Origin of the sequence: Lolliginicoccus suaedae (assembly GCF_008312885.1) — a bacterium.
In the GTDB taxonomy this organism is placed as follows: Bacteria; Actinomycetota; Actinomycetes; order Mycobacteriales; family Mycobacteriaceae; genus Lolliginicoccus; species Lolliginicoccus suaedae.
The window spans coordinates 429,171-454,627 of the sequence record NZ_VSSO01000001.1; the positions used below are offsets into that span (position 1 = coordinate 429,171).

Consider the following 25,457-nt stretch of genomic DNA (forward strand, 5'->3'; position numbering starts at 1 on the left):
AGCTTCCACTGCGTGGTCCCAGCCGACAGTTCCGGGCACAGCAAGTCGGGTGCACCGATGCGGCCCGACCGTACGGTCGAAGGCGAACAACAAAGGAGTTCGCAGTGCTAGATCGCCTCAATGACGCGATGGACCACATCGAGAACAATCTCGAGCACACCATCGACGCCGCAGACCTGAGCCGCATCGCCCTCACATCCGAGTATCACCTTCGCAGAATGTTCTCGGCGCTCGCTGGAGTGCCCTTGTCGGAATACATCCGGCGCCGGAGACTCACCGTCGCGGGAGCCGCGGTGCTCGCCGACGAGGAAACCCTGCTCGATATCGCGGTTCGCTACGGCTACGGCTCGGGCGAAGCCTTCGCGCGGGCCTTCAAGGCCTTCCACGGCATAGGCCCAGGCGAGGCACGGCAGAAGCGGTCAGCACTGCGATCACAGCCGCGAATGTCATTCCGGCTGATCGTAGAAGGAAGCACCGAGATGGATTACCGAATCGAAGACAAGCCCGCGTTCCGCATCGTGGGCAAGAAGGCGCGAGTACCAATCGTGCATGAGGGCGACAACCGGGCAATCATCGATTTCGTCCGCGGCATCGATCCGGCGGTATCGCAGCAGCTCGCCCAGCTGTCGGACCAGCAGCCGGAAGGGATCGTCGGAGTTTGCGCCAGCATCGCCGACAACCGCGCGGAGGGCAGCGAGATCGACTATTACCACGGGGTCGTCACCAGCGCCGAAGCGCCAGAGGGATTCGACTCGCTCGATGTTCCCGCTGGCAAGTGGGCGGTCTTCGAGGTATCCGGCGCGTTCCCGCACGCCATCCAGTACCTCTGGCGCGACGTGTTCACACAATGGTTCCCCTCGAACCCCTATCGCAGTGTCGCGGGTCCCGAGATCCTGCGAACGCAGATGTCTACCGATGGCAATGGCGAGGCACACTTGTGGCTACCGGTGGAGCGGACTGGCTAGCCCGGCGGACCATCGCCGCTGTCGACCGGCGGGCGGGATTCCTCGACAGCGATATCGGTGCTCGGCTCTAGCGCGAGAATCGCTCCCGGCGCAGGATCTCCCGTGATGATGGCCGTGCCCCAGTGGAAACTTATCCCGCTGTGGGCGGGAAAAGTTTCCACTGGCGAGTGCGGATGCCCCGCCGAGACAAGGCGCGCACGCCGCACCCACCCCATGTCGGACGTTCCGCCCACATTTTCGCAAGTCGTAGACGTGACCTGCATCACGTTGTTACCGTCTAGTCACGGCGACGGAAGGTGCGCGACATGGTCGAACACGCGGCAATACCCCAAGTCCCCAAGGTGCGCCAGCGCCTCTTGCGCGCGGGCAGGGTCCTGACGACTCCGCTGCTGCCCGATGACTACCTCGCGCTGATCAATCCGATGTGGTCGTCGCGCCAGATGCAGGGCAAGATCGTCCGCGTCAAGCAGGAGACGCCCCGCTCCGCGACGGTCGTCATCAAGCCCAGCTTCCCCTGGCCGGGGCACAAGGCGGGGCAGTACCTGCGGATCGGTGCGGAGATCAACGGCATCCGCCACTGGCGCGCCTACACCCTCACCTCGGATCCTGGCCACCCGGACGGCCATATCAGCATCTCGGTGCGCACCGTCGAGGGTGGCCGGATGTCGACGTTCTTCACCCGGCACATCCAGCCTGGCGCGCATGTCTTCCTCGGCGAGGTCGAGGGAACGTTCTGCCTGCCCCATCCGCTGCCGTCGAAGTTCCTGATGTTCAGCGCTGGAAGTGGCGTGACGCCGATCTTCAGCCTGCTGCGCGAGCTCGCCCGCCGCGGCGCGCTCAGCGACGTCGTCCACCTGCACAGCGAGCACACCCCCGACGAGGTGATGTTCGATTCGATCTTCGACCAGATGGAGGAGGGGTTCCCGGGCTACCGGCGCCACGTGCACCTCAGCGAGGACAAAGGCATCCTCACCCCACCGATGCTCGACGACTTGTGCCCCGACTGGCGCGAGCGCACCACATTCCTGTCCGGCCCGCCCCCCATGCTCGATGCGATGAGCGCCCACTGGGATGCCGAGGGGGTCTACGACAACCTCTCGATGGAGCATTTCCAGCCGTTCGCCGGTGATGGCGGCGCGCGGGGCCTCGGCGAGGGCGGAACGGTCCATTTCCGCGTCACCGAGATGCTCGCCGAGTGCGACGGCGCCACCTCCATCCTCGTCGGCGGCGAGAACTGCGGCGGCGACCTGCCCTTCGGCTGCCGCATGGGCGTTTGCCACACCTGCATCGGCCGGCTCGAGCATGGCCAGGTGCGCGACCTCCGCACCGGCAAGGTGTCCGGAACGCCCGGCGAGATGGTTCGAACCTGCATCAATGCACCCGAAGGTCACGTTGAGATCGACCTGTGAAAGGACTTCCCGATGACCCAATCCGTGCTTGACGGTCGCGCAGACGTACCGGCAGCCCCCACCCCGGGCGAGGGCAACCCCCTGCACTGGCTGACCCCGGAACAGATCGAGCAGCTCGGCAAGGAGTTCGACGCCATCCACGAGCGCGTCTACAGCGAGCTCGGAGCCGATGACGCCGAGTACATCCGGAACATGATCAAGGTGCAGCGGCGCCTGCTCGCGGTCTCCCGCAGCGTGCTCATCACCTCGCGATTCTGGCCATCGTGGATCCTCGGCACGGCGGGGCTGTCGGTGGCGAAGATCCTCGAGAACATGGAGATCGGTCACAACGTCATGCACGGCCAATGGGACTGGATGAACGATCCCTACATCCACTCCTCGTCATGGGACTGGGACAACGTCTCCCCGGCGGCGGCCTGGAAGCACTCGCACAACTACCTGCACCACACCTATACCAACATCGTCGGCCTGGACAAGGACGTCGGCTACGAGATCATGCGGATGGACCCGAAGCAGCCGTGGCATCCCCGCTACCTCGGCCAGCCGCTGTACAACGTGCTGCTCGCGCTGCTGTTCGAATGGGGCGTCGGGCTCCACGACATCGACGCCGAGGCCATCTTCAACGGCACCAAGGACAAGCAGCAGCTCAAGGACGAGCTGAAGGTCATCGGCAAGAAAGTACGCCGCCAGGCCGTCAAGGACTATGTCGCCTGGCCCGCGATCAGTGCCGCGGCCATGCTCGTCGTCGAGCTCGGCGTGATCACCCTGTTCGACCGGAAATCCGAAGGCGGCCTCAACCGGTTCCGCAACGCCAAGGCTCGAGCGGGTGGCGGGCTGAAGAAGGGCAACGTCGTGCGGCGGCTCATCGACCGGCGGGCCATCCGTGAACCGTTCTTCGCCACCCTCACCGCCAACGCCACCGCCAACCTCGTCCGGAACCTGTGGGCCTACGCCATCATCTTCTGCGGCCACTTCCCCGACCAGACCTACACCTTCACCCAGGAAGAAACCGCGAACGAGACCAAGGGCGCATGGTACGTCCGGCAACTCATCGGTGCCGCCAACCTCGAGGGCAGCGACCTCTTCCACCTCATGAGCGGCAACCTGTCCTTCCAGGTCGAGCACCACCTCTTCCCGGACATGCCAAGCTCGCGCTACCAGGAGATCGCGCCGCAGGTCCGCGAGATCTGTGAAAGGTACGGCCTGCCCTACAACATCGGGCCATTCTGGAAGCAGCTTGGCACCGTCCAGCGCACGATCCTGCGCCTGACCTTCCCCGGTGGCTCCGAGCGGCCCAAGCCCGGGCCGCACCGCGAGCCGAAGCAGCCCAGCACCATCGACGGGGTCCTGCCCGTGTTCCCGTGAGCCGGGTGGTTCGTCCTCGGCGCGTGTTCCGGCACATGCACCGGAAAACGGCAAACGCGATAGAAGCGTCGGCGGATTCGCCGCGGCATCTATCGCGTTTGGGCCCGGACGCTCGCGGATCCAGCGGTGGGGGAGAACGCACCCACCCCAACCTCGACGCGCTCCGCCCCGTGGGGCGAGTCCTCGACGATGGTGCACACCGACTCTCGTCCCGGCGGGAGGATCCGCACAGTGATCCTGCCTGCGGGGATCTGCTCGAGCCGCGCGATCACCGTCGCGCGCACCCCACCGACGAGCTCGGGATCATGGCCGTCGAGACTACCGTCATCGAGGAGCGTCACGTCCACGCCGCGGGAACGTGCTTGCTCGGCCGCGTCGAGCAGTAGCTCGGTGGCGAGCGCCCGCGCCCGGATGCGGTCGCGCAACCGGGCCTCGATGAGCCGCGCGCGTTCCGCGAGATGGTCGATCCGTCCTCTTCAACTCATGGCGTCGAGGAGCGCCCGGGCGGTGGTGGCGCGAACGATTCCCGCGCGACCCATACAGGAGGCGCATCGCGCGTCACCCACAGGAGGCAGCCTGAGTAGGCAGTGATGAACGCGGGGATGCAGGGGAGCAGCAACCACGCCCGGCCCGTCACGGGCACCGCAGTGATCGCGGCGGCCGTGGCCGCGCCCGCCCAGATCCAGTCCTGCTCCGCGCTGAACGCATCGCGCGCGAACCCGAGCGGCACGAGAGCCAGGACCAGGAGTTGTCCCACCACGTACAGCATGGCCGCCCGCTGAAGGACTCGAACAGGCAGTACAGCCGAACCTGCTGCCAGCACGCACGGAGGCACCACCACAGCGGCGACGGTGAGGTAGTTCCACCACTTCCCGATTCACCGCCACGGCCCTCACCTCTTCTGCCTACGATGGCAGGAAGACACCGGCAAGGAGACACGCATGGCGCAAACCCTCACGGTCACATCCCTTGATGAGGCCTTCATCAACCTTGCTTCGAAGGTCATCATGTCGGTGCAATTCGAGGTGAGGGTATCGGGCACCCTCGAGGAGGAGCGGCTGCGCGGCGCGCTGAGGCAAGCCGTGGCAACCCATCCGCTCGCCCGCGCCAGGCTAGCGCCGCCGCGGCTTTCCTCCACCCGTGTGACGTGGGAGATCGCCGACAGCGCTGATCACCTTGCTCTCGAGGTGACGGATGAGCCGGTGGGCGTGGTGCGCGACAGGCTCCAATCGCGCGCGCCGGATCTCGCGCGCAGCCCGTTGTTCCATGTAGCGCTCGTGCGGCACCCCGGCGGCGACTACTTGATGTTCAACTTCCATCACGCCGGATTCGACGGCATGGGCGCGGTGCGGTTCCTCACCTCGGTGGCCCGCGCCTACTCGGGTGCTGAGGACATCGCGGGTGGTCCGCCCATCGAGGAGGCCCGCGACCTGCGTGCCATCGCCGGTGCCCGTTCCTTCAGCGATGTGATCCCTCGGGCGCAGAAGCTCGCGCAGGACACGATGGAACGCAAGCGCGTGACCCGGGTAGCGAGCGATGGTGGCGACCCGGCCGAGCCCGGCTACACCTTCGCTGCCGTCACGCTGACCGCCGAGCAAACCGCTGGGATCGTTGCCAGCAAGCCGAAGGGCGCGACGATCAACGATGTGGCTCTCGCCGCGCAAGCACTGACCGTGCTGCGCTGGAACGAGGCGCACGGCGAGAAGATCGGCGACTCCGTGTCCATCATGATGCCGGTCAACATGCGGCCCGCGGAATGGTCCACGGAAGTCATTTCCAACTACGCAAGCTTCCTCGCCATCGTCGTCCCCACCTCGGTGCCGCGCGATCTCGCCGAAGCGACAATGGTTGTGCGTGATCGCACGAAGAAGCTGAAGGAGAACGGTGCCGCGGGCTGGATCGTCGACGTCCTCGACCGCGGCAACATGCTGCCCGTCATCCTCAAGAAAAACCTCGCCAGCATGCTGCCGCTCGTGCAGCACCAGTTCGTCGAGACGACCGTCCTGTCGAACGTGGGCCGCATGAGCCTGCCCGGCTTCGGCGATGCGGGCGAGGTCACCGAGGTGTGGTTCAGCCCGCCCTGCTTCGGCGACGTCATGAGCCCCGGCGTCGGGCTCGCGGGTGTGGGCAAGGAACTGTTCGTCACGTTCCGCGGCATCCGCAAGTACCTGAGCAACGACGCCGTGCAGCGCTTCGCCGACCTCTATGTCGAAACGATCACCGGGGGCTAGCGGCCCGGAGGCAGCTCAAGCAGGTAGCTCCGCGAGGGCGATGCCGGTGAGGCCCGGTTCCAGCGTGACGATGGTGCGGTCCTCACCGGTGTCCACATTCACCGCGCGGATGGTGCCGCCCCGCAGGCTCGTTACGTAGAAGGTGGCGCCGTCCGCGGTGGCGAGTCCGATGGCCTCGGTGAATCCGCGCGCGAGGAGCTCGTGCTGCCGGAGCTCGCGCGGCTCCAGGGCAGGGGAGAGGACTGCACGGTTCAGGCTGTTGCCGTCCGGTGCCGCGCCCCGATCCGTCCACACCAGCCGCAGGCCAGCGTCGGGATCGCTGCGATCGAGATGCAGATCGATTGGCTCGGGCAGGTTCTCCCGCAGCACGAGGATGTCGTCCCGATCCTCAGCGGTGCGGCCTTGTGGCATGTCCAGGGATGCGCGGAAGATCCGTCCCTGACCAGCCTTCGGCGCGCCCTTCTGCGTCCAGTACAGCTGGCGGGCCTGGGTGTCGATGGCGATGCCCACGCAGTGGTGACGCGGATCGCGCGCATCCTCGCCGCGGCCCGCGATGACCAGCGTCTCGATGCGCGATCCGTCGAGTTCGCAGCGCATCACTCGCATGCCCTCGCGGTCGCACCAGTACAAGTGGCCAGCGTCGAAATCTGCTGCGAGCTGCTTGCCGGTGGTGAACGTGCCGCGCGGGATGATGGTGCGCCGGTTGGAACCATCGAGGTCAACGCGTTCGATCGAGCCATTGCGGGCGAAGAACTTCGGCTCCTGGCCGGGCGGCGAACCGGGATCGGGCGTGCCCATGTTGGTCCAGTAGATGTGGCCGCGTGCTTGGTCGACGACAATGCCGTCCGGAGCCTCCGGGGTGTTATCCACGAGAACGCGTATATCGCGGCCGTCGGGGGAGACAGCCACGATCTGGCGTGCCAGCATGCTCAGCACCACGAGTTCCTGCATAGTCATCCTCTTCATCGACGGCCGGGGGCACGGTTGACACTACGCGCGGCGGGTGGGTGGCTTGACTGTGCGGGATGGTTCCGAGGGGCGGTGTGATCGGAATCTGCGAGCGTATGTCAACGGATCGCGCCATTCGAGACCCAAGCTATTGACATTCACTCGCAGATTGCCCGGTAGGCCGCCAAGGCAATGCGTCACAGTGACGTAATCATCATGGGTGGCAGCAAGGCCAGGAAGAGGCCCAGGACCGGCCGCGAGGGGAATTTTGGACGTTGGACCGACTGGCGGGGCCATTCGGTGGCTGGAGCCAGTTCAGCCTCGCGGAAGGCTCTGGCGTTCCAAGTCGATCGACTTCGGTGTTGCTCGGCAAGGCACTCAAGCGGCGTCGAAGTCGGGTCGACGCCTGGGCGCACGGCGCGACGCTCGATGCAGCCGTTGAACCGGCGCGCAACATCGTCGTCCATGCCAGTGCATCATCATGCGGGCGACTGGATGAACCAGCCCGCAGCGGCGATGACAAGAAACCAACCGGCGGCGGAGCGCGTTGTGGCAGCATCGGTGCGAAACCAGACCCTAAGGGTCGGAATCGGGCGCGCAGCGCGCAATACCCGGTTCTTGCAACATTGCGTCGGCGCTGCGCACCGCTTCCTGGCCACCACAGATATATAGCCGATAATCTACATTATGTTAAGTAGAACTCGCGCGGGCTACCCCTGGTGCTTCATCGGGCGCCACGCTGCGCAGCGCACGTCATGCCCATCGCCGCGACCGCATGCCTGCTGCCTCCATGTCTAGGCGCCCAGGCCTCTGGCGGTCGGCTCCTGGAAACCGACCGGGAGCCATCAGGACGCATCGCGACGTTTCGAGCCGTAGGCCTGGTCGATCGCGACAGTCATTTCAGCATCATGCGCAGTAGTGCACGGCGAACCGCGGACACGATTGAGTGGCAGCGCTTGGGCGGCCGTCACTCCTCGGGCCTATCGCGCGCAGTGGCGGCGCGATCCCCTGTCTCCTGCGGAACTGGCACAATCGGCACCTGTCACCGGTTGCCGCATCTGCGTGGTCACGCGTGTGGCCTTGATGATGTGCCCACAGCTATTGGAGGATTCTGATGAAGGTGTTGCGCGCAGCCGTAGCCATGGCAGCGGTGGCCGGGATAGCCGCTGCCGGTTGTTCCTCGGGTGCCAGCGGCGGAGGCTCGACCGAGGCCCTCGCGCACATCCACGGGATCGCGATCAACCCCGCTGACGGAGAGGTCTACGCGGGCACCCATCACGGTGTCTACCGTGTTGCCGCTGAGGGAGATCTGGAGCTCATCAGCGAGAACACCGATGACTATATGGGCTTCACTGTTGTCGGAGCCGACCACTTCCTGGGCAGCGGCCACCCCGCGGAGCGAGCGCCGGGCATGGACCCGCACCTGGGTCTGATCGAGAGCACCGACGGCGGCCGCACATGGGACACGCTCTCGCTGGAGGGCGAGGCCGATTTCCATGCGCTCGAGCATCAGAACGGCCGAGTCCTGGGGCTGAACAGTGTCTCTGGCCAGCTGTTGTCGAGCACGGATAACAAGACCTGGACCGTGCTGACGGAGCTGTCCGCTTACGACATCGCGGTGTCACCGCTGGACAATGACGAGATCCTGGCGACGACTCCCGACGGGCTCGCGCGCAGCCGCGACGAGGGAAAGACATTCGAACCGGTTCCCGGTGCGCCGTCGCTCGTGCTGCTCAGCTGGCCCGAGAACGGTCCTCTCGTGGCTGTTGATGCGGAGAGCACTGTGTACATCAGCTCCGACTCCGGCGAAACGTGGCAGGAGCGGGAAGCGCTCACCGACCGGCCGCAAGCGCTGTTCGCCTCTGCCGATGGGGAGATCCTTGTCGCGACCGAGCACTCGATCTTCCGATCCTCGGACGGAGGGGATTTCAAGGTGTTCCGGCACCTCGGCTGACGGTGGTTGATGGTGGCTCGATCAACGTGCCGTGGCGTGCTCCCCCTGCTGCCGCGCGGGTCCGGCGTTTCGGGCCGTGGAGTTTCCTCGATTTTGCAACACTCCCTCGTGTTATTCGACCATACTGACAACGATGGTCGAGCCGAGATCGACTGCTCCACAACGACATTCATCCATATCCTGGAACGAGGACTCCTGTGAGATCCAGTCATCGCCTGCGCGCAGCATGTGCCACCGCCGTCGCGGCAGCCTTCGCGCTGTCTGCCGTGCCCGCCTCCGCGGACTCGGCCGACCAGCCTTCCCCGGAAGGCGCGCCGCTGTCGGACCGCCTCCAGCATGACGAGCAGGGCGAGCTCCGCACCAACGGCACGGGCGGCTACTTCGTGCAAACCCCCTACACCGCGAACGAGATCTCCCGGAAGATCGGCTCCATGTACGTCGGTGAGAACTTCGGGCCCTCGGGCTGCACCGCATCGGTCCTCGAGTCGGCCACTCGCACCCTCGCCATCACAGCCGACCACTGCACGGTGAACATCAAGCCCGGCACCACGGTGAAGTTCGCGCCCGCCGCCGAGGAAGGCCAGCAACCCTACGGCGGATGGTATATCGACAAGAAGTTCTCCTCGCCCGGCCCGGTCGATGGATCAGTCCCGGATGTTGCCGTGCTGGTCATCCGTCCCCAGGATGGCAAGCGGATCGCGGACCTCACCGGAGGTGGGCTGAAGATCCATCCCGGCCTCGAAGCTGGGGAGGTCGTGCGCGGATCGTTCATCGGCTACCCCGGCCCATCCCCCTACGATGGTCTGCGGCAGTCCATCTGCATTGGTGATTACACCTACCACCCAGACAAGGGACGCGGAGCGATCAGCCGGGTCACTGACCAGACCGAATGCTGGGTCGGTGGCGGCTCGAGCGGCGGCCCATACCTGGCGTTCTCCGACGGCGAGGCGAAGATCATCACGGTGCTCAACAGCAACGGCGGCTCGCGCATCAGCGACGTCGTTCCCGATCTGATCCAGCAGGCCGATGCGTGGGCGACGGCCGAGTACAACCTCGACGACACTCCGACCGTGCCACCAGCGCCCACGCCTGACACCGGAAGCCTCTCCGGACTAGGACGCTAGGCGTCGCTCCCGGCCCCTGGCGCGTGCTCAGCCGCTAGAGTGAGCGGCATGAGTGATCGCGACATGACGAAAGGCGCATGAGCAGCAAGCACATTCCGCTAGCTGCTCATGCGGGCTTCACCAGGCCTTTCATAGCAGGACCGCTATCCGCCCACGAAGATGCGCTCTGGCTGCTTGATGCCAGCTCCCCGCTCTTGCTCCGTCGAAGTACTGATGGCTCGCTCCTCGAGCACGCTGTGCCGGGCCATGTGCACGGCCAGAGAGGATCCCCCTGGCGTCAGCTGTGGGCCGATGAATCCGGGTGCTGGATCGCGGGTAGCGACGGGATCGCTCATTGCGATCACCAGGGCGTCGTCCGCGCCCTCGACCCGTCTCCGGTTACGAGATCAGCGCTGACAGGCGGCGTGCTCGCCACTGCGTGCCGTTATGGCGGCCCAAGCGGGACGAACCCGTGCCATGTAGAGCTCCGCACCGTGGAGGGGCATTTCGCTACCGCGGAACTGCCGGCACCGGTCGAGAGCCTGGGACCGGCACGCGGCGGCTTCCTCACATTCATGCGCGGTGGCCCCAACGTACCGTCCTTGGCGGAGAACTCCCCCGGCCCGCAGTGTGCTCGTATCGGCACCGACGGAACCGTCACGCTGGGCGCGCCATGGCCGCGACCATACTGGAGCCTGGGCGACGTCGCTCTTGTCGACCACGATGCGCCGCTGGCCCTATCCCATCAGTATCGGCGCTCGCAGGTGCTCGATGACAACCTGCTTCCCGTCAGCGCGCTTCCCTTCGACGCCAGCCATGGTCCGTATATCCAGAAGGACGGACCATGGCTGGCGAGGACGCCGGATCCCGTGGCCCGCCCGTATAGGGATCCTGCCTTTGCGGGCCTGGTAGCACCTCGAGGAGTCGAGTTCAACTATTTTCGCCTCGACCCACGCTTGGCGAGGCCGACTAGCTGGGCGACCGCGCCGGGGCATCCGAAGGATCTCGCAGTGCAGCCCAGCACTGGTCAGCTTTGGATCTCCACCACATACGGGCTCTACCGCACAGACGCCGGTTCGTTGGAAACGCCTGGGAGCATCGACATGCACGAAGTCAGTGTGGCAGCGCTGGCCGCGCCCGAGGTGCCAGTGGTCGCGCCGCCCGAGATGGGTGATCCAGATGAGTGGCTCGAGCTCGAACGTGCCCGCCTGATCCATGAGAACCAGCAGCAGGGTCTGCTCGATGTCGAGATCGACGGGTGGTTCCCGACCGCGAAGCTCATCGTCACCTTCGCGGTCGGGCGCTTCCCTGGTGTGGTCTTCGCCAGGCGCTTCTCAGCGTTCACCCGCGACGGAGCCCCGGCTCTATGGCGTGGCGCACCAACGCTGATGGACCACATCAGCCTTGACATCCAGGAATCCGGCGGAGATCGGCGCCTGCGAAAGAGAGAGCCAGGCGCGTTCGGGTATGTCTGGGTGTAGTCCTGCTGCCTCCAACGGGCCGCGCTCGAGTCCGCGTAGCCACCCTCAACCACTGGCCTGCCCGAGGAGCTCCGCGACATCGAGCCGAATCGGCCACTGCATCGATTCGGTGGGGATCTGCTGGACCCCCCGGGCGATGATCCAGACGGTGCCGCTGCCGTCGATGGTCACGTTGGGGTTCGTGCTGAATATCGGTGTGCTCCGCACTGGTTCGAGCGTTGTCGCGTCGAGGAGGGTGAACAGCCAGAACTGCTCGGTCCGGTCGTAGGTGGTCGGGCCTGGCAGAGGCCACCATCCCGAGTCGCCCGTGCCGTTTGGCGGATGCCCGACCGTCCAGATGAACTCTCCGACCTGGCCTGCGGTGAACTGCTTGCCGCCTAGGCGTTGCACCTGGCCGATGGTCAGGTCGGGCAGCACCTCGGCCACGGTGTCCCCCTGGAACATTCGGAGTGGTTCTCCGGCGAGATAGGGACGGCCGCCCCGCCAGGAAAAGTTCCGTAGCTCTGGTCCAACGGTTACCTCGCCCGTGATCGATACCCGCAGGAGGTAGTGCATCGCGCCAGCCTCACGAGGTCTTTGGCTGACAAAAGCGAGGAATCCGCCCTCCGCGACGGCGACAGACCGAACGACGCAATCCGGGACGTTCACCGCGGTGGGGCCACACCCCCCTGAGTGCAGCCACCAGGTTCCGCCCGGGGCGCAGGCGAGGAATGCCTCCCCCGCTACTGCTCCCGCATGCACCGGGTCCTTGCTCACCTGGCGGGGCGCCTCGCCAGGTGAGCACCAGTATGTTCCGTCGCTGCCACCGACCCAGCAACCACTGGGCGTTGCCCACACACGTCGCGGAGAACCGATCGGACCTGGGAGGATGTGCTCGGTCGCGATATGGCGTCCGTCGATGCTGGCGACGAGCGGGAGCTCCTGGTCCACGCCCCATAAAATGTCCCCGGAGGCTGACACGTCGCCAGGCACGATGCGCGGACGGGCCGGTAGCGCAGGCACATCGTCGAGGTCGAGATCAACAAGCGCACCTACCCCACGGTCCACCTCCTTGACGTCGTCCTCGCCCATGCTGAAGAGGTCGAAGAACCGTGGTGCTTCCTGCACATCGCGCAGCGTGCGATGACCCGGCACCAACAGCCAGGCACTGGTCCTAGTCGCGCGCCGGAACCTTTCGGTCACCAGCTGGACTCGGGTCACCCGCCCACGCGCGCGCCCACTGGTGTCATAGCCCATGACGCCGTAGAAGCGGCCCGTGATCTCGACTCGACCCGTCAGGGGACGGAAGCCGCGCCAGGACGCGGTCCAGCCGTCGCCGCGCAAGAGACCTTCCCACTGCCACCGGCGAGGAGTGTTGGCACCGGTGTATTGCCAGATCGGGTCACGATCGCTGGGTTCGAGGACTGCGTTGATGGTCACGACGTGGCCGTCGGATGGTGGTAGCTCGATGAACCGGAGCGGGAACTTGATCACTGCATTGATTTGAGGCGGCGGAATGTCGCCGTCCCCGATCGCGATCTCGTCGATTAGCACGACCAGCGTGCGTCGGTTCCTCATGCGCCCTTCGGGAGTGTCATGGTCCTGAATGTATCGCAGTAGGGTCGTAAAGGTGACCCGGCTCTCTCGCTTGCATCCCCCGCTGTCCCCTCACGAGCAGGGCTTTCTCGGTGTCGGATGCGGACAGCGGATCTTCTGGCAGATCAGCGGAAATCCCCTGGGCATCCCCGTGCTCGTCGTGCATGGCGGACCGGGCAGTGGCAGTAGTGCTGGTGCTCGCCGGTTCTTCGACCCTTCGTGCTACCGAATCATCCAGGTTGACCAGCGCGGTTGCGGGAGAAGCGAGCCGCACGCATCAGATGCGGGAGTGTCGCTTGCTGTCAACACGACGGACCATTTGGTCAGCGACATGGAGGCGCTACGTGAGCACTTGAGGATCGAACGCTGGATGCTGGCAGGCGGGTCGTGGGGCTCGACGCTGATTCTCGCCTATGCCCAGGCCCATCTGCGTCGGGTCAGCGCAATACTTCTCATGGGGGTGACCACCACGACTCGCGATGAGATCGAGTGGCTCTATCGAGGCGTGGGACGTTTGCTGCCCGCACAGTGGGAGGCCTTCAGGGATGGTGTGCCCGAGGGCCAGCGTGACGGTGACCTGGTCATCGCCTACCACCGGTTGATCGAGAGCGCTGATGAGACGGCACGCCAGGCTGCGGCTCGCGGCTGGTGCGCGTGGGAAGATGCTGTTATCGCGCATGAGGTCGACGGTGCTCCCGGCGCGTACAGCGCGAGACCAGACCGGGACACCTTGGCATTCGTGCGGATCTGTACCCACTATTTCGCGCACGACGCTTGGCTGGCACCGGGTCAGTTGCTCGACAACATGCGCGTCCTGTATGGCATTCCTGCCGTCCTGCTGCATGGCGCGCTCGACCTTGCTGCACCCCTGCGAACCGCGTGGAGCGTCGCGCAGGCCTGGCCGGGAGCGGATCTCCGTGTACTGAGGGGCATCGGGCATACCGGTGGTGCGCGCATGCATGAGGCGGCGGTTGAGGCTGCTGCCGAGCTAGCCCTGCTTGTCGGAGATTCTGCCGCCAGGCGGTGACCCAGGTTCATCCATCCGGGGCGAAGCTGGTGATGAGTTCCGCGATGAGGCGCGGGTCGTCGAGCTGGGGGCAGTGCCCGCAGTGGTCGAGGATCGCTAGCTCGCTCCCGGGGTAGCGGCGATGCAAGCGTATCGAGGCGGATGGTGGGACGAGGAAGTCGTGGCGTCCGTGGAGGATCAGCATCGGTGGCGTCTCGCCTGCTGGGGGCATGGCGCTGAGCTCACGGAGCATCGCGCGTCCCTCTGCGGCGACGAGCGCGAGCTCGCGGCGATCGCCCGCGCGTTCGGCGAAGCGTGCCACGACGGCCGGGTCGGCGGCGTCGGCTCGGGCGTAGAGGGCTCGCGCTATGAGGCGGTTGGCGGCGGGGCCGCGGGTTGCCTGCTGGGGATACGGGAGGCGGCCCAGGACTGTGGCTGGTGGCGAGTACTTCCCGATCGTTGCCTCGATCAATGGACGGTAGCCGAGGCCCGCGACGTCGATCGCGATGGTGCTGCGGATCGGCAAGTCCCCTGCGAGTGATGCCCGGACGGCGAGGGCCGCGCCGAGCGAGTTTCCGGCGACGACGGCGGGTTGCGTGCGTGCTTCGGTCGTGAGCAGGTCCGTGACGAAGGCCTCGAGCTGCGGTAGTCCGGGGCCCGGGCGCCGACGATCGGCGTGGCCGTATCCAGGGAGGTCCACGGCGATCGCTCGGCGGCCGAGGCTGGCCAGCTCGGACAGTACCCCTGTCCAGGTGTCAGCGCTGTCGAAGATGCCGTGCAGCAGCACGATCGTGGGGCCGTCCCCGTCCCCGTCGCAGTGCAGCGCGCGTGTGCTGTAGCCGGCATATTCGGCGCGGCGTTCGGAGATCATCGTGGTGGGTTCCTAGTCGCGGACCTGGAGCACGAGCTTGCCGCGGGTGCGGAAGGTGCGGCTCTTGCGGTGCGCCTCGGCCGCGTCGGTGAGGGGGTAGACGCTGTCGACGACGGATCGGAGGTGTCCGTGCACCATGAGGTCGGCGAGCTCGCTCAGTTCGTTGCCTCGTGCCTTGACCGTGATGACGGATGCGCGCTGGCCTCCGAGAATGCGGGAGCGCAGGCTGGTCTGTGCCCAGCGGGCGATGGTGCCGAGATCGGGCACCGTTGTGATGTACAGCCCATCGCGCTTGAGCACATCGCGGCAGCTGTCGAGGCTTTCCTTGCCGAGGGTGTCGAAGACCAGGTCCTGGCCGCTGACGACGTCGGTGAACTGCTGCGTGGTGTAGTCGATGACCTCGTCTGCCCCGAGGCCTCGGACGAAGTCGGCGTTGGCCGTGCTGCATACGGCGGTGACGTGTGCGCCGGCATGGTGGGCGAGCTGGACCGCGTAGTGACCGACGCCTCCGGAAGCGCCCACGACCACCACCTTGTCGCCGGGGCCGATCCGGGCGATGCCGAACAGGCTCTGCCATGCGGTCAGCCCCGCCACGGGTACGGCGGCGGCAGCGACATGGCTGATCTCCTTGGGCTTGAGCGCCACGCAGGAGGCCTTGACCGCCATGTACTGGGCGTAGCCGCCCATGTGCCCGAGCTGGCTCTGCATGGCGAAGACCTCGTCGCCGACCGTGAAGCCCTGCACCTTCTCCCCCACTTCGGCGACCACGCCGGAGACGTCGCTGCCCGGGATGATCGGCAATCGACCGACGAGCGGGCGGCCGACGTAGGTGCCTTGCCGCAGCATCCAGTCGCGGGGGTTGACTCCCACCGCGTGCGCCTCGATGAGGACCTGGTCGGGCGCGGGCCGGGGCGTGGGGCGTGGCCCGTAGCGCAGGACCTCGGGGCCTCCGTGCTGCTCGAAGTACACCGCATCCATCATGGATTCTCCTGTTGCTGCTCGACTGTTCGCTGCTGATGCGCACCGAGCGTGCTGGTCGCGATCAGCGAACCACGCAAAGTGGTTCTATTTCGAGACTGAACGCTAGCACGACTAGTCTCGTTTTAAAACCATCCAGGTAGGATCGATGCATGCGCTACGACGACCTCGCCGACTTCCCCTGCTCGATCACCCGGCCCCTGGTGATCCTCGGCGACCGCTGGACACTGCTGGTGCTCAAAGCCTCGTTCACCGGCATCCGGCGCTTCAACGAGTTCCAGCGCGCGCTCGGCATCTCGCGCAGCCGCCTGCAGGACCGCCTCGACCGGCTCGTCGACCACGCGATCCTAGTCAAGCAGAAAGCCCCGGGCAGCGCTCACGACGAGTACCGCCTCACCGAGAAGGGGCATGACCTCTACCCCATCCTCATGGCCATCAAGGACTGGGGCGACGACTACATGGCGCCCCAGGGCCCGCCCGTGCACTACCAGCACCGCGGCTGCTCCGGCGAGGCACACGTGCGCCTCGAATGCGACTGCTGCGGAAGCGAGCTCACCGCGCGCGATATCGAGCTGGCACCCGGCCCCGGATTGCTGGACGAGGACGCGGAGCGCGGAGCCTAGAACCGGGAGCACTGCTCGCCCGCCGTCACAAGAACTCGGCGAGCTCCGCATCGAGTTCCGCGCGCGATCGCACGCCCTTCATGGTCCGCACGACCTGGCCCTTGTCGAACACCAGTGTCGTCGGCGTCGAGGTCACCCCGTACTCCGCCGCGATATCCGGCTCATTGCCCACGTGGACCCCGAAGACATGGAGCTGCCCCGCGTTGTCCTCGGCGAACTGCTCGAGCGTCGGCGTGAATGCCCGGCACAAGCCGCACCACGGACCCCAGAACTCGACGATGGCAGGTGCCTCGCTGTCGCGGACCTTCGTCCAGAAATCTGAATTGCCGACTTGGGCTATGGCTGGCATTGTCCTGCCTCCTCCGCTCGGGGCTTGCCTCCATCGTATGACCGCTGCATGGACCGCGCGAAGATCAGGCTAGGCGAGCGTATAGGTGTACCGGTACCACGGTCCGCTGATGTGCTCAGCGGAGTAGTTGCCGTAACGGCCGCGCGGCTCCCCGCCAGGGGAATAGACCCAGCGCGCCCCGCTCTAGCCGCGCCGCCCCACTTCTTGTTCTCTGCGACAATGACGGCAAGCTCGGAGCAACGTGACCGCGATGCTCGTCGTCAGTCAGGAGCATGCACGGTGTCACCTCACAACAGGCCTCCCCCCTCGCCGGGGCGCGAGCAGCGCGATTCCGATGGCACGCGCGATCGGACACCAGCATCGTCCGGTCTGGTGGGCAAGGATCTGCAGGCTGACTGCGCCAACTGCTTCGGACTGTGCTGCGCGGCTCTTCCTTTCGCGCGTTCCGCCGACTTCGCCGTCAGCAAGCCTGCGGGCACGCCATGCACGAACCTGCGATCGGACTTTCTCTGCGGAATCCACGGACAGCTGCGGGAGAAAGGGTTCGCTGGTTGCACGGTTTTCGACTGCTTCGGTGCGGGGCAAAAGGTGTCACAGGTGACCTTTGGTGGCGTCGATTGGCGGCAAGACCCCGATTCGGCGTCCTTGATGTTCGCGGTCTTTCCCGTGATGCGGCACGTGCATGAGCTGGTCTGGTACGTCACCGAGGCGCTTGATCTCGCCCCGGCTCGCCCGATCCACGCGGATCTGCGCCGGTCGCTGGACTCCCTCGATGCCCTGACGCGTGGTAGTGCCGAGTCGATTCTCGAGCTCGATGTGAACGCGCTGCGCGGTGAGGTCAACGCGCTGCTGCTGCGGGCCAGCGACCTCGCGCGAGCCACGGTTCCGGGCAGCACGAGGAACCTTCGCGGGGCCGATCTGATGGGTGCAAAGATGCCTGGTGCCGATCTGCGAGGTGCGAGCTTGCGCGGTGCGCTTCTCATCGCCGCCAACCTGCGCGGAGCGGATCTGCGCCAAGCAGATTTGATCGGTGCCGATCTGCGGGGTGCCGACATCCGCGGGGCTGATCTGACCGGTGCGTTGTTCCTGGTCCAGGCGCAGCTCAACGCGGCCAAGGGCGATTCGGCCACGAAGCTGCCCCCTGCGCTTGAGCAACCCGCTCACTGGTAGCGAGGGCGTGGCGCCCCTGTGCCATACCCTGTGACGATGCGTCGATCCGCGGTCTTGCTCGCTGCAACCCTGCTAGTGGCGGGTGCTGCGTGCGGGAACGAGCCACGGCAGGTCGCGGAGGTTGTCGGCGAAGCAGTGTGCGCCATACCTGCGGAGGCCGAGCACTACGGAGCCATCCCGCCTGCTGAGCTGCTCCCCGCATCGGACGCGCGGCCGGGCGCGGTGCCCGACGGCTTCGAGCCGGTCCGCGCGATCACGTGCGATCGTGATCTGGCCCGCGAGGTCAGCGAGGACATGACCGCCACGTTCAACGAGTATCGATGGGAAGGCGACCTGTCCACGGCGATCCGGTTGCTCAATGGGCGGGATCGCGCGCAGAAGGAGTGCGTCGCGCACAGTGGCTCGCGCGCACCGGACTTGTGGCTGATCGATGCAGCCGGAAGCGCAGTGCGCGCGAGGCCACCGCTCGACGAGTGTGGACTACATAGGTTCGCGGCGATTCTCGAGATCCGGGCGCTCGAGCAGATCGAGCGCGTCGAGCATGCCGTGCGGTTCGCCCCGGATTCGGCTGCTCGGTGGCTTGGTTGCGACGGTGCCCAGCCGGTGCCAGTTCCTGGAGAGAGCCCCCCGCGCACGGAGCCGTTCCACGTTGGCCGCACCTGCACGTATCAGCAAACAGGTTCCGGCGCGACAACGTTCGCGGGCGGGCGCATCGACTACGCCCGCTTCACTGAACCGCTCGAACCGTTCTACGGCCCATGCAGCGAGGTCGCTACGAGGACTGTTGCCTCGATGATGCGGTTCCCCGGCGATGGCGGCGGCCTCGCGATGGTGGTCGAGCTCGACGGTTGCCGACGCGTTCTCGCTGATGGCGTGGTACCGATGCAAGCGTCCGGTGAGCTTCTGGCCCAACTGGATTGAGCAGCAGGAGAGAGCATTCGTTGGCCGCTTCCCCACGCAATCCTCAGGTGAGAACTTTCTCCTTCGCGTCCACCTCGTCGACGGGTGCGACGAGAACGTCCTCATCGTCGTCTCCCCCGCCTTGTGCGCGGAAGATCTGCAGGTAGTAGGTGTCGTGGGGTTGCGCGCCGATGTATTCGTAGGCGGCTTTCTCCAGCGTGCCCGCGATCACGGGCAGTCCGTCGACGTGCCAGTCGAGTTCCTGGACGAGGTTGTGCAGCCATTCCTTGCGGCTGACGAAGTCGGTGTGCTGTTCCGGGATCGTATCGGGATCGATCCATCCGTCCGACAAGGCTGCTCGCATCACTGCGGGTGGTTGCTTGCCGAACTCGATCAACCAGGACGTCGGGTGGTACATGCCTTGCACGTAGCGGGAGTCCCCGTCGAAGCTCACCACGAAGACGACGCCCGCGGGCCAGTCGGAGACGATGGCGTGCAGGACGGTGCGCATGGCGTCGCTGAACCGTGTGAGGCCGCTGGGGCCTTGCGGGGTGATGGGCACGTCGAGCGACTGGATGCCCGGTGGGCGGTGCCGCGCCAGGTAGGCGCCGAGTTCCTCAGCAGGCAGGTAGTCAGTTGAATCCATGACGGGCTCCTCAGGCTGGGGTGGGATCGATGCCTCCTGCTGCCGCTTGAGGGCGAGCCGCTTTCTGCGGAGCCAGGCGCGGTGAACCTTGCGGTGCTTTTCGTCTGCCTCGTGGTAGCGAAGGGTCTCTTCGTGGGTCACGACGCCATCGAGCGGCACTGGTGGCAGTGGCGGCGGATAGCCCGAGTAGGCCACCGGCGTGGGCAGCACCATCGACACAAGGTGACCTAGGGCCAGGTGATCGTGGCGTGACCTGGGCCGGTAGTAGTAGAGGAAGCCGAGCTCTATCGGCTCCTCGCTGTGCTCGCTCCAGGTGATGCCATCGCTCGGCAGGTACCTATCGAACTCAGCGGTGGTGACGGCATCTGCGCGCCATGCTCCTTCGGCATCGACGGTGATCCATCGATCCGGGTTGCTTTCGGAGCGCGCCTGCCAGAATGCTTCGGTGTCGCCTGGTCCGCTGGGCATTCTCATGTCTCCCCCTGAATAGTTGTCGCTACCGTTGTCCCCCGGCGCTGATGGTTACTTCCCGCTGATTTCCTTCATCCGCGCGACGAGGCGACGCAGTTCCGCGGCCCGCTGCTCATCAGCGCGACCGTCCTTCGCGTGGTCGGTGTATGCGGCGGAGAGCGAGCTGTACCACCACAGCTGGTCCTCGACTCCGGCATTGAACCGGTCCCACACCGATGGGCCGTCGGTCTCGAGGTCGCTGACGGTCGAGCGTGCGTTGTGGACCTTGTCGGCGAGGGAGACGCGCACGGTTCCTGCGTCGCGGGTGGTGGTGAGGTGATCGAGGTAGGTCTGCTTGCGGGTCCGGAAGTCGGGGATCTGCTCCTTCTTCGGGCCGGAGCAGCCGAGCACGATGTCGCGAATACGCACGCAGAATCGCTGCTCGAGCTCGTCGGCCCCGTTCTCATCGATGTCCTCGATGTAGTCGTGCAGCAAGCCCGCGATGGCCTCGTCGGTGTCGCCGCCGTCCTCGATGACCATCCCCGAGACTGCCATCAGGTGACTGATGTAGGGGATACGCGGACGCTCATCCCCCTCCGCGCGCTTGCGGGATTGTTCACTGTGCTTATCGGCCGCGAACGCCACTGCCTCGGCCAGCCGTACCGGATCGATCTTCTGGGTCTGCTCGGTCACAATCATCACCTTTCATCGGGATGGTCTGGTGTCGAGGAGAACGAGATCGAGCACTAGCCGGCGCGGCCGCCAATCAGAATGGCGGACCCATCACGCAATGCTCGATGGGACAGTGCGCATAGTGCCGGTGAACCTCGGTGGAGGGGAGAACAAACCCCGTCGGCTCCTGACAAGATTCATCGTGGCATAGGGGTACGACAAATTTTGTTCTTCCGCGGTCAGGCCTTACCGAAAAGGTGGATCGGGACAGGTCACCGTGGCTTGTGCGAGAAGGGTGGGCGGCTTGCCCGCTCGAGTGCCCGGCAACGGTCCACGAGTTCGTCTACTCGATTCGCCAGATCCTCGACGGAGCCATGCTCTGCGGCCAGGTCGTCGAGGAGCGCGGTGTAGTCGGACACGATGGCGCGGTACTTGGTGCCAGAGTCCAGGTGCGGGGCGCTTCCCGAGTAGCGCCGGTCGAGGTCGATGATCTGCCGCGCCAGCACTGCTGCGTGAGCATCGAGCGATGACTGCGCATCGTTGGTCATGGCGCGGCCCTGGGCACGCTGCGCGGCGAGCTTGCCCGCGCGGCGCGCGGTCAGGTAGGCGAGGGCGGATCCGCCGAGGACGGCGGCGACGGCAGCGAGCGCGATGAGGTATCGCGGCAATGAGGGGCTGATGGTGCGCGCGTGATCAGGCACGATATCGGCTTTGACGAGCATGTCGTAGTTGACGACGATGACCTTGATCGCTTCGAGCGGGCGCTCGGCGAATACGTCGATGCCTTGCCTGATCTGGGACTCAGCGACGAATGCCTGGCCGAGGTTCGCGTCGCCCGCGCCAGGGAGTTGCGAGCATCCGTAGGTGTCGTAGTCCTCGTCGCCGTCCTGGCTCAGCAGCAGAGCGAGCGTCCCTTTCGCGGGACCGGCGATCTGATCGCATGCGTCACCGAGGTCGGCGCCCGGCTCGAGGAAGCCCACGAAGAGCCTCCGGTTGCCGATGATCGTGGCGGCTTCGTCGGTATCGAGATCGACTCCGTCGGCGGCATGGACCGAGCCGGATCGGGCTGCGCGCTGCAAGTCGTTGTCGAGGAGCCCCGCGGTCCATAGTGCCCATCCCGTGAGCGCTACCAGCGCGATGACCGCGATGCCGAACGGTGTGCGGAGGAAGTCCTTGATCCGTGCAGTGCTCACTCGACACCGCCTGCCACGTAGTTGCGCGGGCGCAGATCTTCCCGGCCGATGTTGCGCGCGGTCTCGTCGAGCTCGGCTCCGGCCTTGCCGATGAAGCGCTCGACGTGGGGCAGCAGAAGGCCCTCGTCGAGTGCTGACGACGCGGCCTGGAGCTGCTGGATGCCGCGAGCCAGCGCTGGGTCGTAGGAAAGCCCGGAGATCTCGATGGCGAGCGTGTTGAGGAGCGCGAGGCGGGCAGGCGCGGCGCGGGGTGGCCGTGCGCCTGGGCCGAGCACCTGGCGCGCGGAGAGGGCGAGGAACACCAGGACGCTGGCGCCGAACAGCCACGGCAATGCGGGCATGGCCACGCGCATCGGGTCGAATGGCTGGTACGGGAGCGGACGGTCGAACACACCGGAGTAGCGGATGTCGGTCACTCGGTTCAAGTAGGCATTGAGGATGTTCTGCTGCGGGTAGTCCCAGCGGCTCAGTCGGCTGCCGAACTGCGCGTAGAAGCTTGCGGAAGCGATCTCGGCGAACTCGTCGGCCTGCGGGCCGTGGTACTCGATCCAATTGCCGTGCATCACCACGATGGGCTGCCCGGGGAAGCGTTCAGCGAGCGCGGGGCCGTACTCGGGCATGGGTTCGCCGAACTCCTGCCGAGGGAACGCTGCGACCAGGAGCTCGCTGTCGGGGAACGCCCGGTGGGCACTATCCGGTGCCGTGTCCAAAGTCGTGCCGGCAGCGAGGTGCGGGCGTCCCGCGCTCAGATCGGCGACGACGGCGGCCAGCTCGGGACCGGTGGGCGCGCGGCGCTCGAGAACGTCGACATCGTCCGGGATGGTCTCGTCCCGCTCCACCGCGATGAGCGCCAGCATCAAGCTGGTGACGTCGCCGGTCGCGTACTCGCCGCGCCAGCCGGGGATGTCGTCGTGGCGCGCGCCGGTGATCCCGCTGACGACGCTGGTACCGATGATCTGGAAGTCGATGTCGTCGACCTCGCTGATCTGGGCCTTCTGGTCCGGGGTCAGGCCGGGTGGCGCGATAACGATCTTGGGTTCATTGTCTCCGAGAGCCTCCGAGACCAGCTTCTCGTCCCAGTGCGCGATCGCCCCCGGGAGTCGCACCACGCGTTGCTCGTCGGCCATCGCCTGGATCTCCGCGGTCGACGGGATGGCGTGATCGGTCAGTTCGATCGGGTCGCCGTCCATGACCCCATCCTTCGCCGACGGTGACTGGCCGTAACTGACATCCACGCTCTGGCTCTGGCGCTGCGCGACGAGGAAGACAACGAGAACGGCGATGGCGACGGCAAGGAATGCCCATCGGATCCAGGAAAGATGTTCACGCATCGGCCGCCGCCCGCCACAATAGGTCGGCGCGGACGGCGCACTGCTCTGCTTCGGAGGCGGCCGTGATTCCGCCGTCGGCAGCGACGAGCAGCTCGGCCCGGTGGAACAGCGCCTCCGCCTCCGCTACTGGTTGAGCGGCGGCGTCTCGGCTGATCGCCGCGCCCTCGACCGCGGCGCGGGCAGCCGACCAGGCGGTGCGTCGACGCAGGGCGCGCGCCCGCGCGCGGGGTGCGTAGGCGGCACCGAACCCCGCTGCCACCAGCAGAGCGGCACCGGCCACCCACAGCATCCATTCCACCGCACCCTCCCAGCGTTGCTCCCAGGCATTGTGCCAGGCGTGCTTGTGATCGCAAGCTGATCGAGCCCGTGAGAGGTGCGCTGAGGCAGGGATCAGCTCGTGAACCCTGTCTGGTAGGCGATGACGACGAGCTGGGCGCGATCTCGGGCGTGCAGCTTCATCAGCAGGCGGCTGACGTGGGTCTTGGCGGTGCCGATGCTGACGACGAGCCGCTCAGCGATCTCGGCATTGGATAGCCCATCAGCGACCAAGGCCAGGACGTCGCGCTCCCTATCGGTCAACGATTCCAGTGCCTTCGGTGTGGGGCGGCGCGATTCTGGTGAGCGGACGAACTCGGCGATCAATGTGCGGGTAACACTGGGCGATAGCAGTGCCTCGCCCGCGGCGATCACCCGGACGGCATCGAGGAGTTCATGAGGGCGGGTGTCCTTCAGCAGGAACCCGCTGGCCCCGGCCCGCAGCGCGCCGTAGACGTACTCATCGAGCCCGAAGGTGGTCAGCATCAGCACCCGCACCGAGGACGTGGCCGAGGTGGCAGCGATCTCGCGAGTCGCCTCGAGGCCGTCCATCACCGGCATCCTGATGTCCATCAGCACCACGTCGGGCAGGAGGCGGCGGGCGAGGTCCACGGCCTCCTGGCCGTTGCTGGCCTCGGCGACGACGCTGATGTCGTCAGCGGAGGCGAGCAGCATGCTGAACCCCGACCGCACTAGCGCCTGGTCGTCGGCCACTATGACCCGGATCGTCATGTCATCACCGCGGGCAGTGGAAGTCGCGCGGTGATGCGGAAGTCGCCACCGTCGTCGCCATGCTCGAGCGAGCCGTCGAACAGCTTCACGCGCTCCTGCATCCCTAGCAGGCCAACGCCGGCACCGCCGACGCTTGCAGGACGGCCAGTCCGCGCGTTGCGCACCTCGATGAGCAGCTCCCCGCCGTGGCACCCGATCGAGAGCTGCACGTCGGTGGGACCAGCGTGCTTGGCGACGTTGGTCAGCGCCTCCTGCACGATGCGATAGACCGTCAGGGCCAAGGCATCCGGCACCTCGCACCCGTCGAGATCGATGGCGAGCCGCAACCGCAATCCTGCTCGCTCGGCTTGCTCGAACAGCCACGGGAGATCGTTGAGGCCTGGTGCCGGGCGCAGCTGGTCCGGGCCCTCCTCTCGGAGGACCCCGAGCATGCGGCGAAGCTCATCGAGCGCCTGGCGGCTGATGTCGGAAATGCTGACGAGCGCGGCGCGGGCCTGCTCCGGCTTGGTGTCAATGAGGTGTGCTCCGACACCGGACTGCACAGCAATGGCGCTGATGCTGTGGGCCACCACATCATGCAGCTCGCGAGCGATGCGGGCGCGCTCCGCGGCCACCGCCTGCGCCGCCAGCTGGCTCTGCGCGTCCTCCAGCTGCGCGGTGCGCTCCTCGAGGGCGGCGATGGTCACCCGGCGCGCCCGGTGGCTGTCGCCGAGCATCCATGCGGCGAGGGTGACGACCCCGGCGACGAGAAGGTCGATCAGCGCCCACTCCGTGAACGCCGTCAGGGCGGTCATCACGGCCCATGTTCCGACCAGCGCGGGTAGCGAGCGGTTTCTTTCAGCGTGCGCGCCCACGCTGTACATCGCGAGGGCCACCGCCATGCCCAGGCCGGGATACGGGTAGCCGAGCGCCGCGTACAGCACTTCACCAGCGAGCACCGCGACGAGCACGACCAGCGGCGCCCTCCGTCGCACGACCAGCGGCAGCGGGATGAGCAGCGCCAGCACCAGCGCCGCGGGCGGAGGATCGGCCGCGGCCAGCGGAAGGACCTCGACGACGCCGATGAGCACCGCGACAACACCGTCGACCAGCAACGGGTTCACGCGCTTGAGGCGCCTGGTCCACTCCACGGCGATCATGTTACGACCACGATGCGGCGCGCACATCTGCCTGCAGGCGTACCCGCAAGA

26 protein-coding genes are annotated in these 25,457 nt (G+C 66.4%); 11 read left to right on the forward strand and 15 right to left on the reverse strand.

All coding sequences use genetic code 11. The features are described from left to right. Positions 1-104: 104 nt before the first annotated feature. From FXO18_RS01885 to FXO18_RS01895, 3 genes are all read left to right on the forward strand, one after another. Positions 105-965, forward strand: coding sequence for an AraC family transcriptional regulator (locus tag FXO18_RS01885; RefSeq protein WP_149359368.1), 861 nt, complete (start codon positions 105-107; stop codon positions 963-965). 305 nt (positions 966-1,270) lie between these two features. Continuing rightward, complete coding sequence (locus tag FXO18_RS01890) at positions 1,271-2,374, forward strand: ferredoxin reductase (protein ID WP_149359369.1); 1,104 nt, start codon at positions 1,271-1,273, stop codon at positions 2,372-2,374. Between the two features lie 12 nt (positions 2,375-2,386). Continuing rightward, positions 2,387-3,739, forward strand: a complete 1,353-nt coding sequence (locus FXO18_RS01895; RefSeq protein WP_149359370.1) for a fatty acid desaturase family protein — start codon at positions 2,387-2,389, stop codon at positions 3,737-3,739. Positions 3,740-3,828: 89 nt separating this feature from the next. On the opposite strand, the gene FXO18_RS01900 is transcribed toward FXO18_RS01895, so the two are convergent. Continuing rightward, positions 3,829-4,164, reverse strand: a complete 336-nt coding sequence (locus FXO18_RS01900; RefSeq protein ID WP_149359371.1) for a hypothetical protein — start codon at positions 4,162-4,164, stop codon at positions 3,829-3,831. A 56-nt stretch (positions 4,165-4,220) separates the two neighbouring features. Next, complete coding sequence (locus FXO18_RS01905) at positions 4,221-4,496, reverse strand: hypothetical protein (RefSeq protein ID WP_149359372.1); 276 nt, start codon at positions 4,494-4,496, stop codon at positions 4,221-4,223. A gap of 184 nt (positions 4,497-4,680) precedes the next feature. Between FXO18_RS01905 and FXO18_RS01910 the strand changes: the two genes are divergently transcribed. Then, on the forward strand, positions 4,681-5,970 hold the full coding sequence (locus FXO18_RS01910; protein ID WP_149359373.1) for a condensation domain-containing protein: 1,290 nt from the start codon (positions 4,681-4,683) through the stop codon (positions 5,968-5,970). A gap of 15 nt (positions 5,971-5,985) precedes the next feature. On the opposite strand, the gene FXO18_RS01915 is transcribed toward FXO18_RS01910, so the two are convergent. Then, the gene (locus FXO18_RS01915) at positions 5,986-6,927 is read right to left on the reverse strand and encodes a hypothetical protein (RefSeq protein ID WP_235900388.1); all 942 of its coding nucleotides are present in this window, start codon (positions 6,925-6,927) and stop codon (positions 5,986-5,988) included. A 1,105-nt stretch (positions 6,928-8,032) separates the two neighbouring features. On the opposite strand from FXO18_RS01915, the gene FXO18_RS01920 reads away from it, so the two are divergent. Beyond that, positions 8,033-8,872, forward strand: a complete 840-nt coding sequence (locus FXO18_RS01920; RefSeq protein WP_149359374.1) for a F510_1955 family glycosylhydrolase — start codon at positions 8,033-8,035, stop codon at positions 8,870-8,872. 197 nt (positions 8,873-9,069) lie between these two features. Continuing rightward, complete coding sequence (locus tag FXO18_RS01925) at positions 9,070-9,996, forward strand: trypsin-like serine peptidase (protein WP_149359375.1); 927 nt, start codon at positions 9,070-9,072, stop codon at positions 9,994-9,996. A 143-nt stretch (positions 9,997-10,139) separates the two neighbouring features. Here FXO18_RS01925 and FXO18_RS01930 read toward each other — a convergent pair whose 3' ends face one another. Then, positions 10,140-10,331, reverse strand: coding sequence for a hypothetical protein (locus tag FXO18_RS01930; RefSeq protein ID WP_149359376.1), 192 nt, complete (start codon positions 10,329-10,331; stop codon positions 10,140-10,142). A 246-nt stretch (positions 10,332-10,577) separates the two neighbouring features. Here FXO18_RS01930 and FXO18_RS01935 point away from each other — a divergent pair, with 246 nt between their 5' ends. Beyond that, entirely contained in the window at positions 10,578-11,456 is an 879-nt protein-coding gene (locus tag FXO18_RS01935; protein WP_149359377.1) for a hypothetical protein, read from the forward strand. 45 nt (positions 11,457-11,501) lie between these two features. Here the strand turns inward: FXO18_RS01935 and FXO18_RS01940 are convergent, their stop codons facing one another. Then, positions 11,502-13,013, reverse strand: coding sequence for a hypothetical protein (locus tag FXO18_RS01940; protein WP_149359378.1), 1,512 nt, complete (start codon positions 13,011-13,013; stop codon positions 11,502-11,504). Positions 13,014-13,065: 52 nt separating this feature from the next. Here FXO18_RS01940 and pip point away from each other — a divergent pair, with 52 nt between their 5' ends. After that, the gene (gene pip, locus FXO18_RS01945; RefSeq protein WP_235900389.1) at positions 13,066-14,058 is read left to right on the forward strand and encodes a prolyl aminopeptidase; all 993 of its coding nucleotides are present in this window, start codon (positions 13,066-13,068) and stop codon (positions 14,056-14,058) included. Between the two features lie 7 nt (positions 14,059-14,065). Here the strand turns inward: pip and FXO18_RS01950 are convergent, their stop codons facing one another. Then, positions 14,066-14,908 (reverse strand): alpha/beta fold hydrolase, encoded by an 843-nt coding sequence (locus FXO18_RS01950; RefSeq protein WP_149359380.1) that lies wholly within the window; start codon positions 14,906-14,908, stop codon positions 14,066-14,068. Positions 14,909-14,920: 12 nt separating this feature from the next. Next, positions 14,921-15,889, reverse strand: coding sequence for an NADP-dependent oxidoreductase (locus tag FXO18_RS01955; RefSeq protein ID WP_149359381.1), 969 nt, complete (start codon positions 15,887-15,889; stop codon positions 14,921-14,923). 149 nt (positions 15,890-16,038) lie between these two features. On the opposite strand from FXO18_RS01955, the gene FXO18_RS01960 reads away from it, so the two are divergent. Next, entirely contained in the window at positions 16,039-16,509 is a 471-nt protein-coding gene (locus FXO18_RS01960) for a winged helix-turn-helix transcriptional regulator (protein ID WP_149359382.1), read from the forward strand. A gap of 25 nt (positions 16,510-16,534) precedes the next feature. Here FXO18_RS01960 and FXO18_RS01965 read toward each other — a convergent pair whose 3' ends face one another. Continuing rightward, positions 16,535-16,858 (reverse strand): thioredoxin family protein, encoded by a 324-nt coding sequence (locus FXO18_RS01965; protein WP_149359383.1) that lies wholly within the window; start codon positions 16,856-16,858, stop codon positions 16,535-16,537. A gap of 372 nt (positions 16,859-17,230) precedes the next feature. On the opposite strand from FXO18_RS01965, the gene FXO18_RS01970 reads away from it, so the two are divergent. Both FXO18_RS01970 and FXO18_RS01975 read left to right on the forward strand, forming a co-directional pair. Further along, a complete protein-coding gene (locus FXO18_RS01970; RefSeq protein WP_235900390.1) occupies positions 17,231-18,028 on the forward strand; it encodes a pentapeptide repeat-containing protein in 798 nt (265 codons plus the stop codon). Positions 18,029-18,064: 36 nt separating this feature from the next. Then, the gene (locus tag FXO18_RS01975) at positions 18,065-18,949 is read left to right on the forward strand and encodes a hypothetical protein (RefSeq protein ID WP_149359385.1); all 885 of its coding nucleotides are present in this window, start codon (positions 18,065-18,067) and stop codon (positions 18,947-18,949) included. 43 nt (positions 18,950-18,992) lie between these two features. Here the strand turns inward: FXO18_RS01975 and FXO18_RS01980 are convergent, their stop codons facing one another. The 7 genes from FXO18_RS01980 to FXO18_RS02010 all read right to left on the reverse strand — a co-directional run bounded on the left by FXO18_RS01980 (position 18,993) and on the right by FXO18_RS02010 (position 25,397). Then, complete coding sequence (locus FXO18_RS01980; protein ID WP_149359386.1) at positions 18,993-20,042, reverse strand: hypothetical protein; 1,050 nt, start codon at positions 20,040-20,042, stop codon at positions 18,993-18,995. Positions 20,043-20,096: 54 nt separating this feature from the next. Beyond that, positions 20,097-20,717: an HD domain-containing protein gene (locus tag FXO18_RS01985; RefSeq protein ID WP_149359387.1), complete on the reverse strand. Its 621-nt coding sequence runs from the start codon at positions 20,715-20,717 to the stop codon at positions 20,097-20,099. Between the two features lie 251 nt (positions 20,718-20,968). Continuing rightward, complete coding sequence (locus tag FXO18_RS01990; RefSeq protein ID WP_223114433.1) at positions 20,969-21,889, reverse strand: hypothetical protein; 921 nt, start codon at positions 21,887-21,889, stop codon at positions 20,969-20,971. Beyond that, positions 21,886-23,220, reverse strand: a complete 1,335-nt coding sequence (locus FXO18_RS01995) for a hypothetical protein (protein ID WP_149359388.1) — start codon at positions 23,218-23,220, stop codon at positions 21,886-21,888. Before FXO18_RS01995 ends, FXO18_RS01990 begins: the two co-directional genes overlap by 4 nt. Then, a complete protein-coding gene (locus FXO18_RS02000; protein ID WP_149360052.1) occupies positions 23,213-23,509 on the reverse strand; it encodes a DUF6403 family protein in 297 nt (98 codons plus the stop codon). Before FXO18_RS02000 ends, FXO18_RS01995 begins: the two co-directional genes overlap by 8 nt. A 101-nt stretch (positions 23,510-23,610) precedes the next feature. Further along, on the reverse strand, positions 23,611-24,267 hold the full coding sequence (locus FXO18_RS02005) for a response regulator (protein ID WP_149359389.1): 657 nt from the start codon (positions 24,265-24,267) through the stop codon (positions 23,611-23,613). Next, positions 24,264-25,397: a sensor histidine kinase gene (locus FXO18_RS02010; protein WP_149359390.1), complete on the reverse strand. Its 1,134-nt coding sequence runs from the start codon at positions 25,395-25,397 to the stop codon at positions 24,264-24,266. The genes FXO18_RS02005 and FXO18_RS02010 overlap by 4 nt, the downstream gene beginning before the upstream one ends. Between the last annotated feature and the right edge of the window lie 60 nt (positions 25,398-25,457).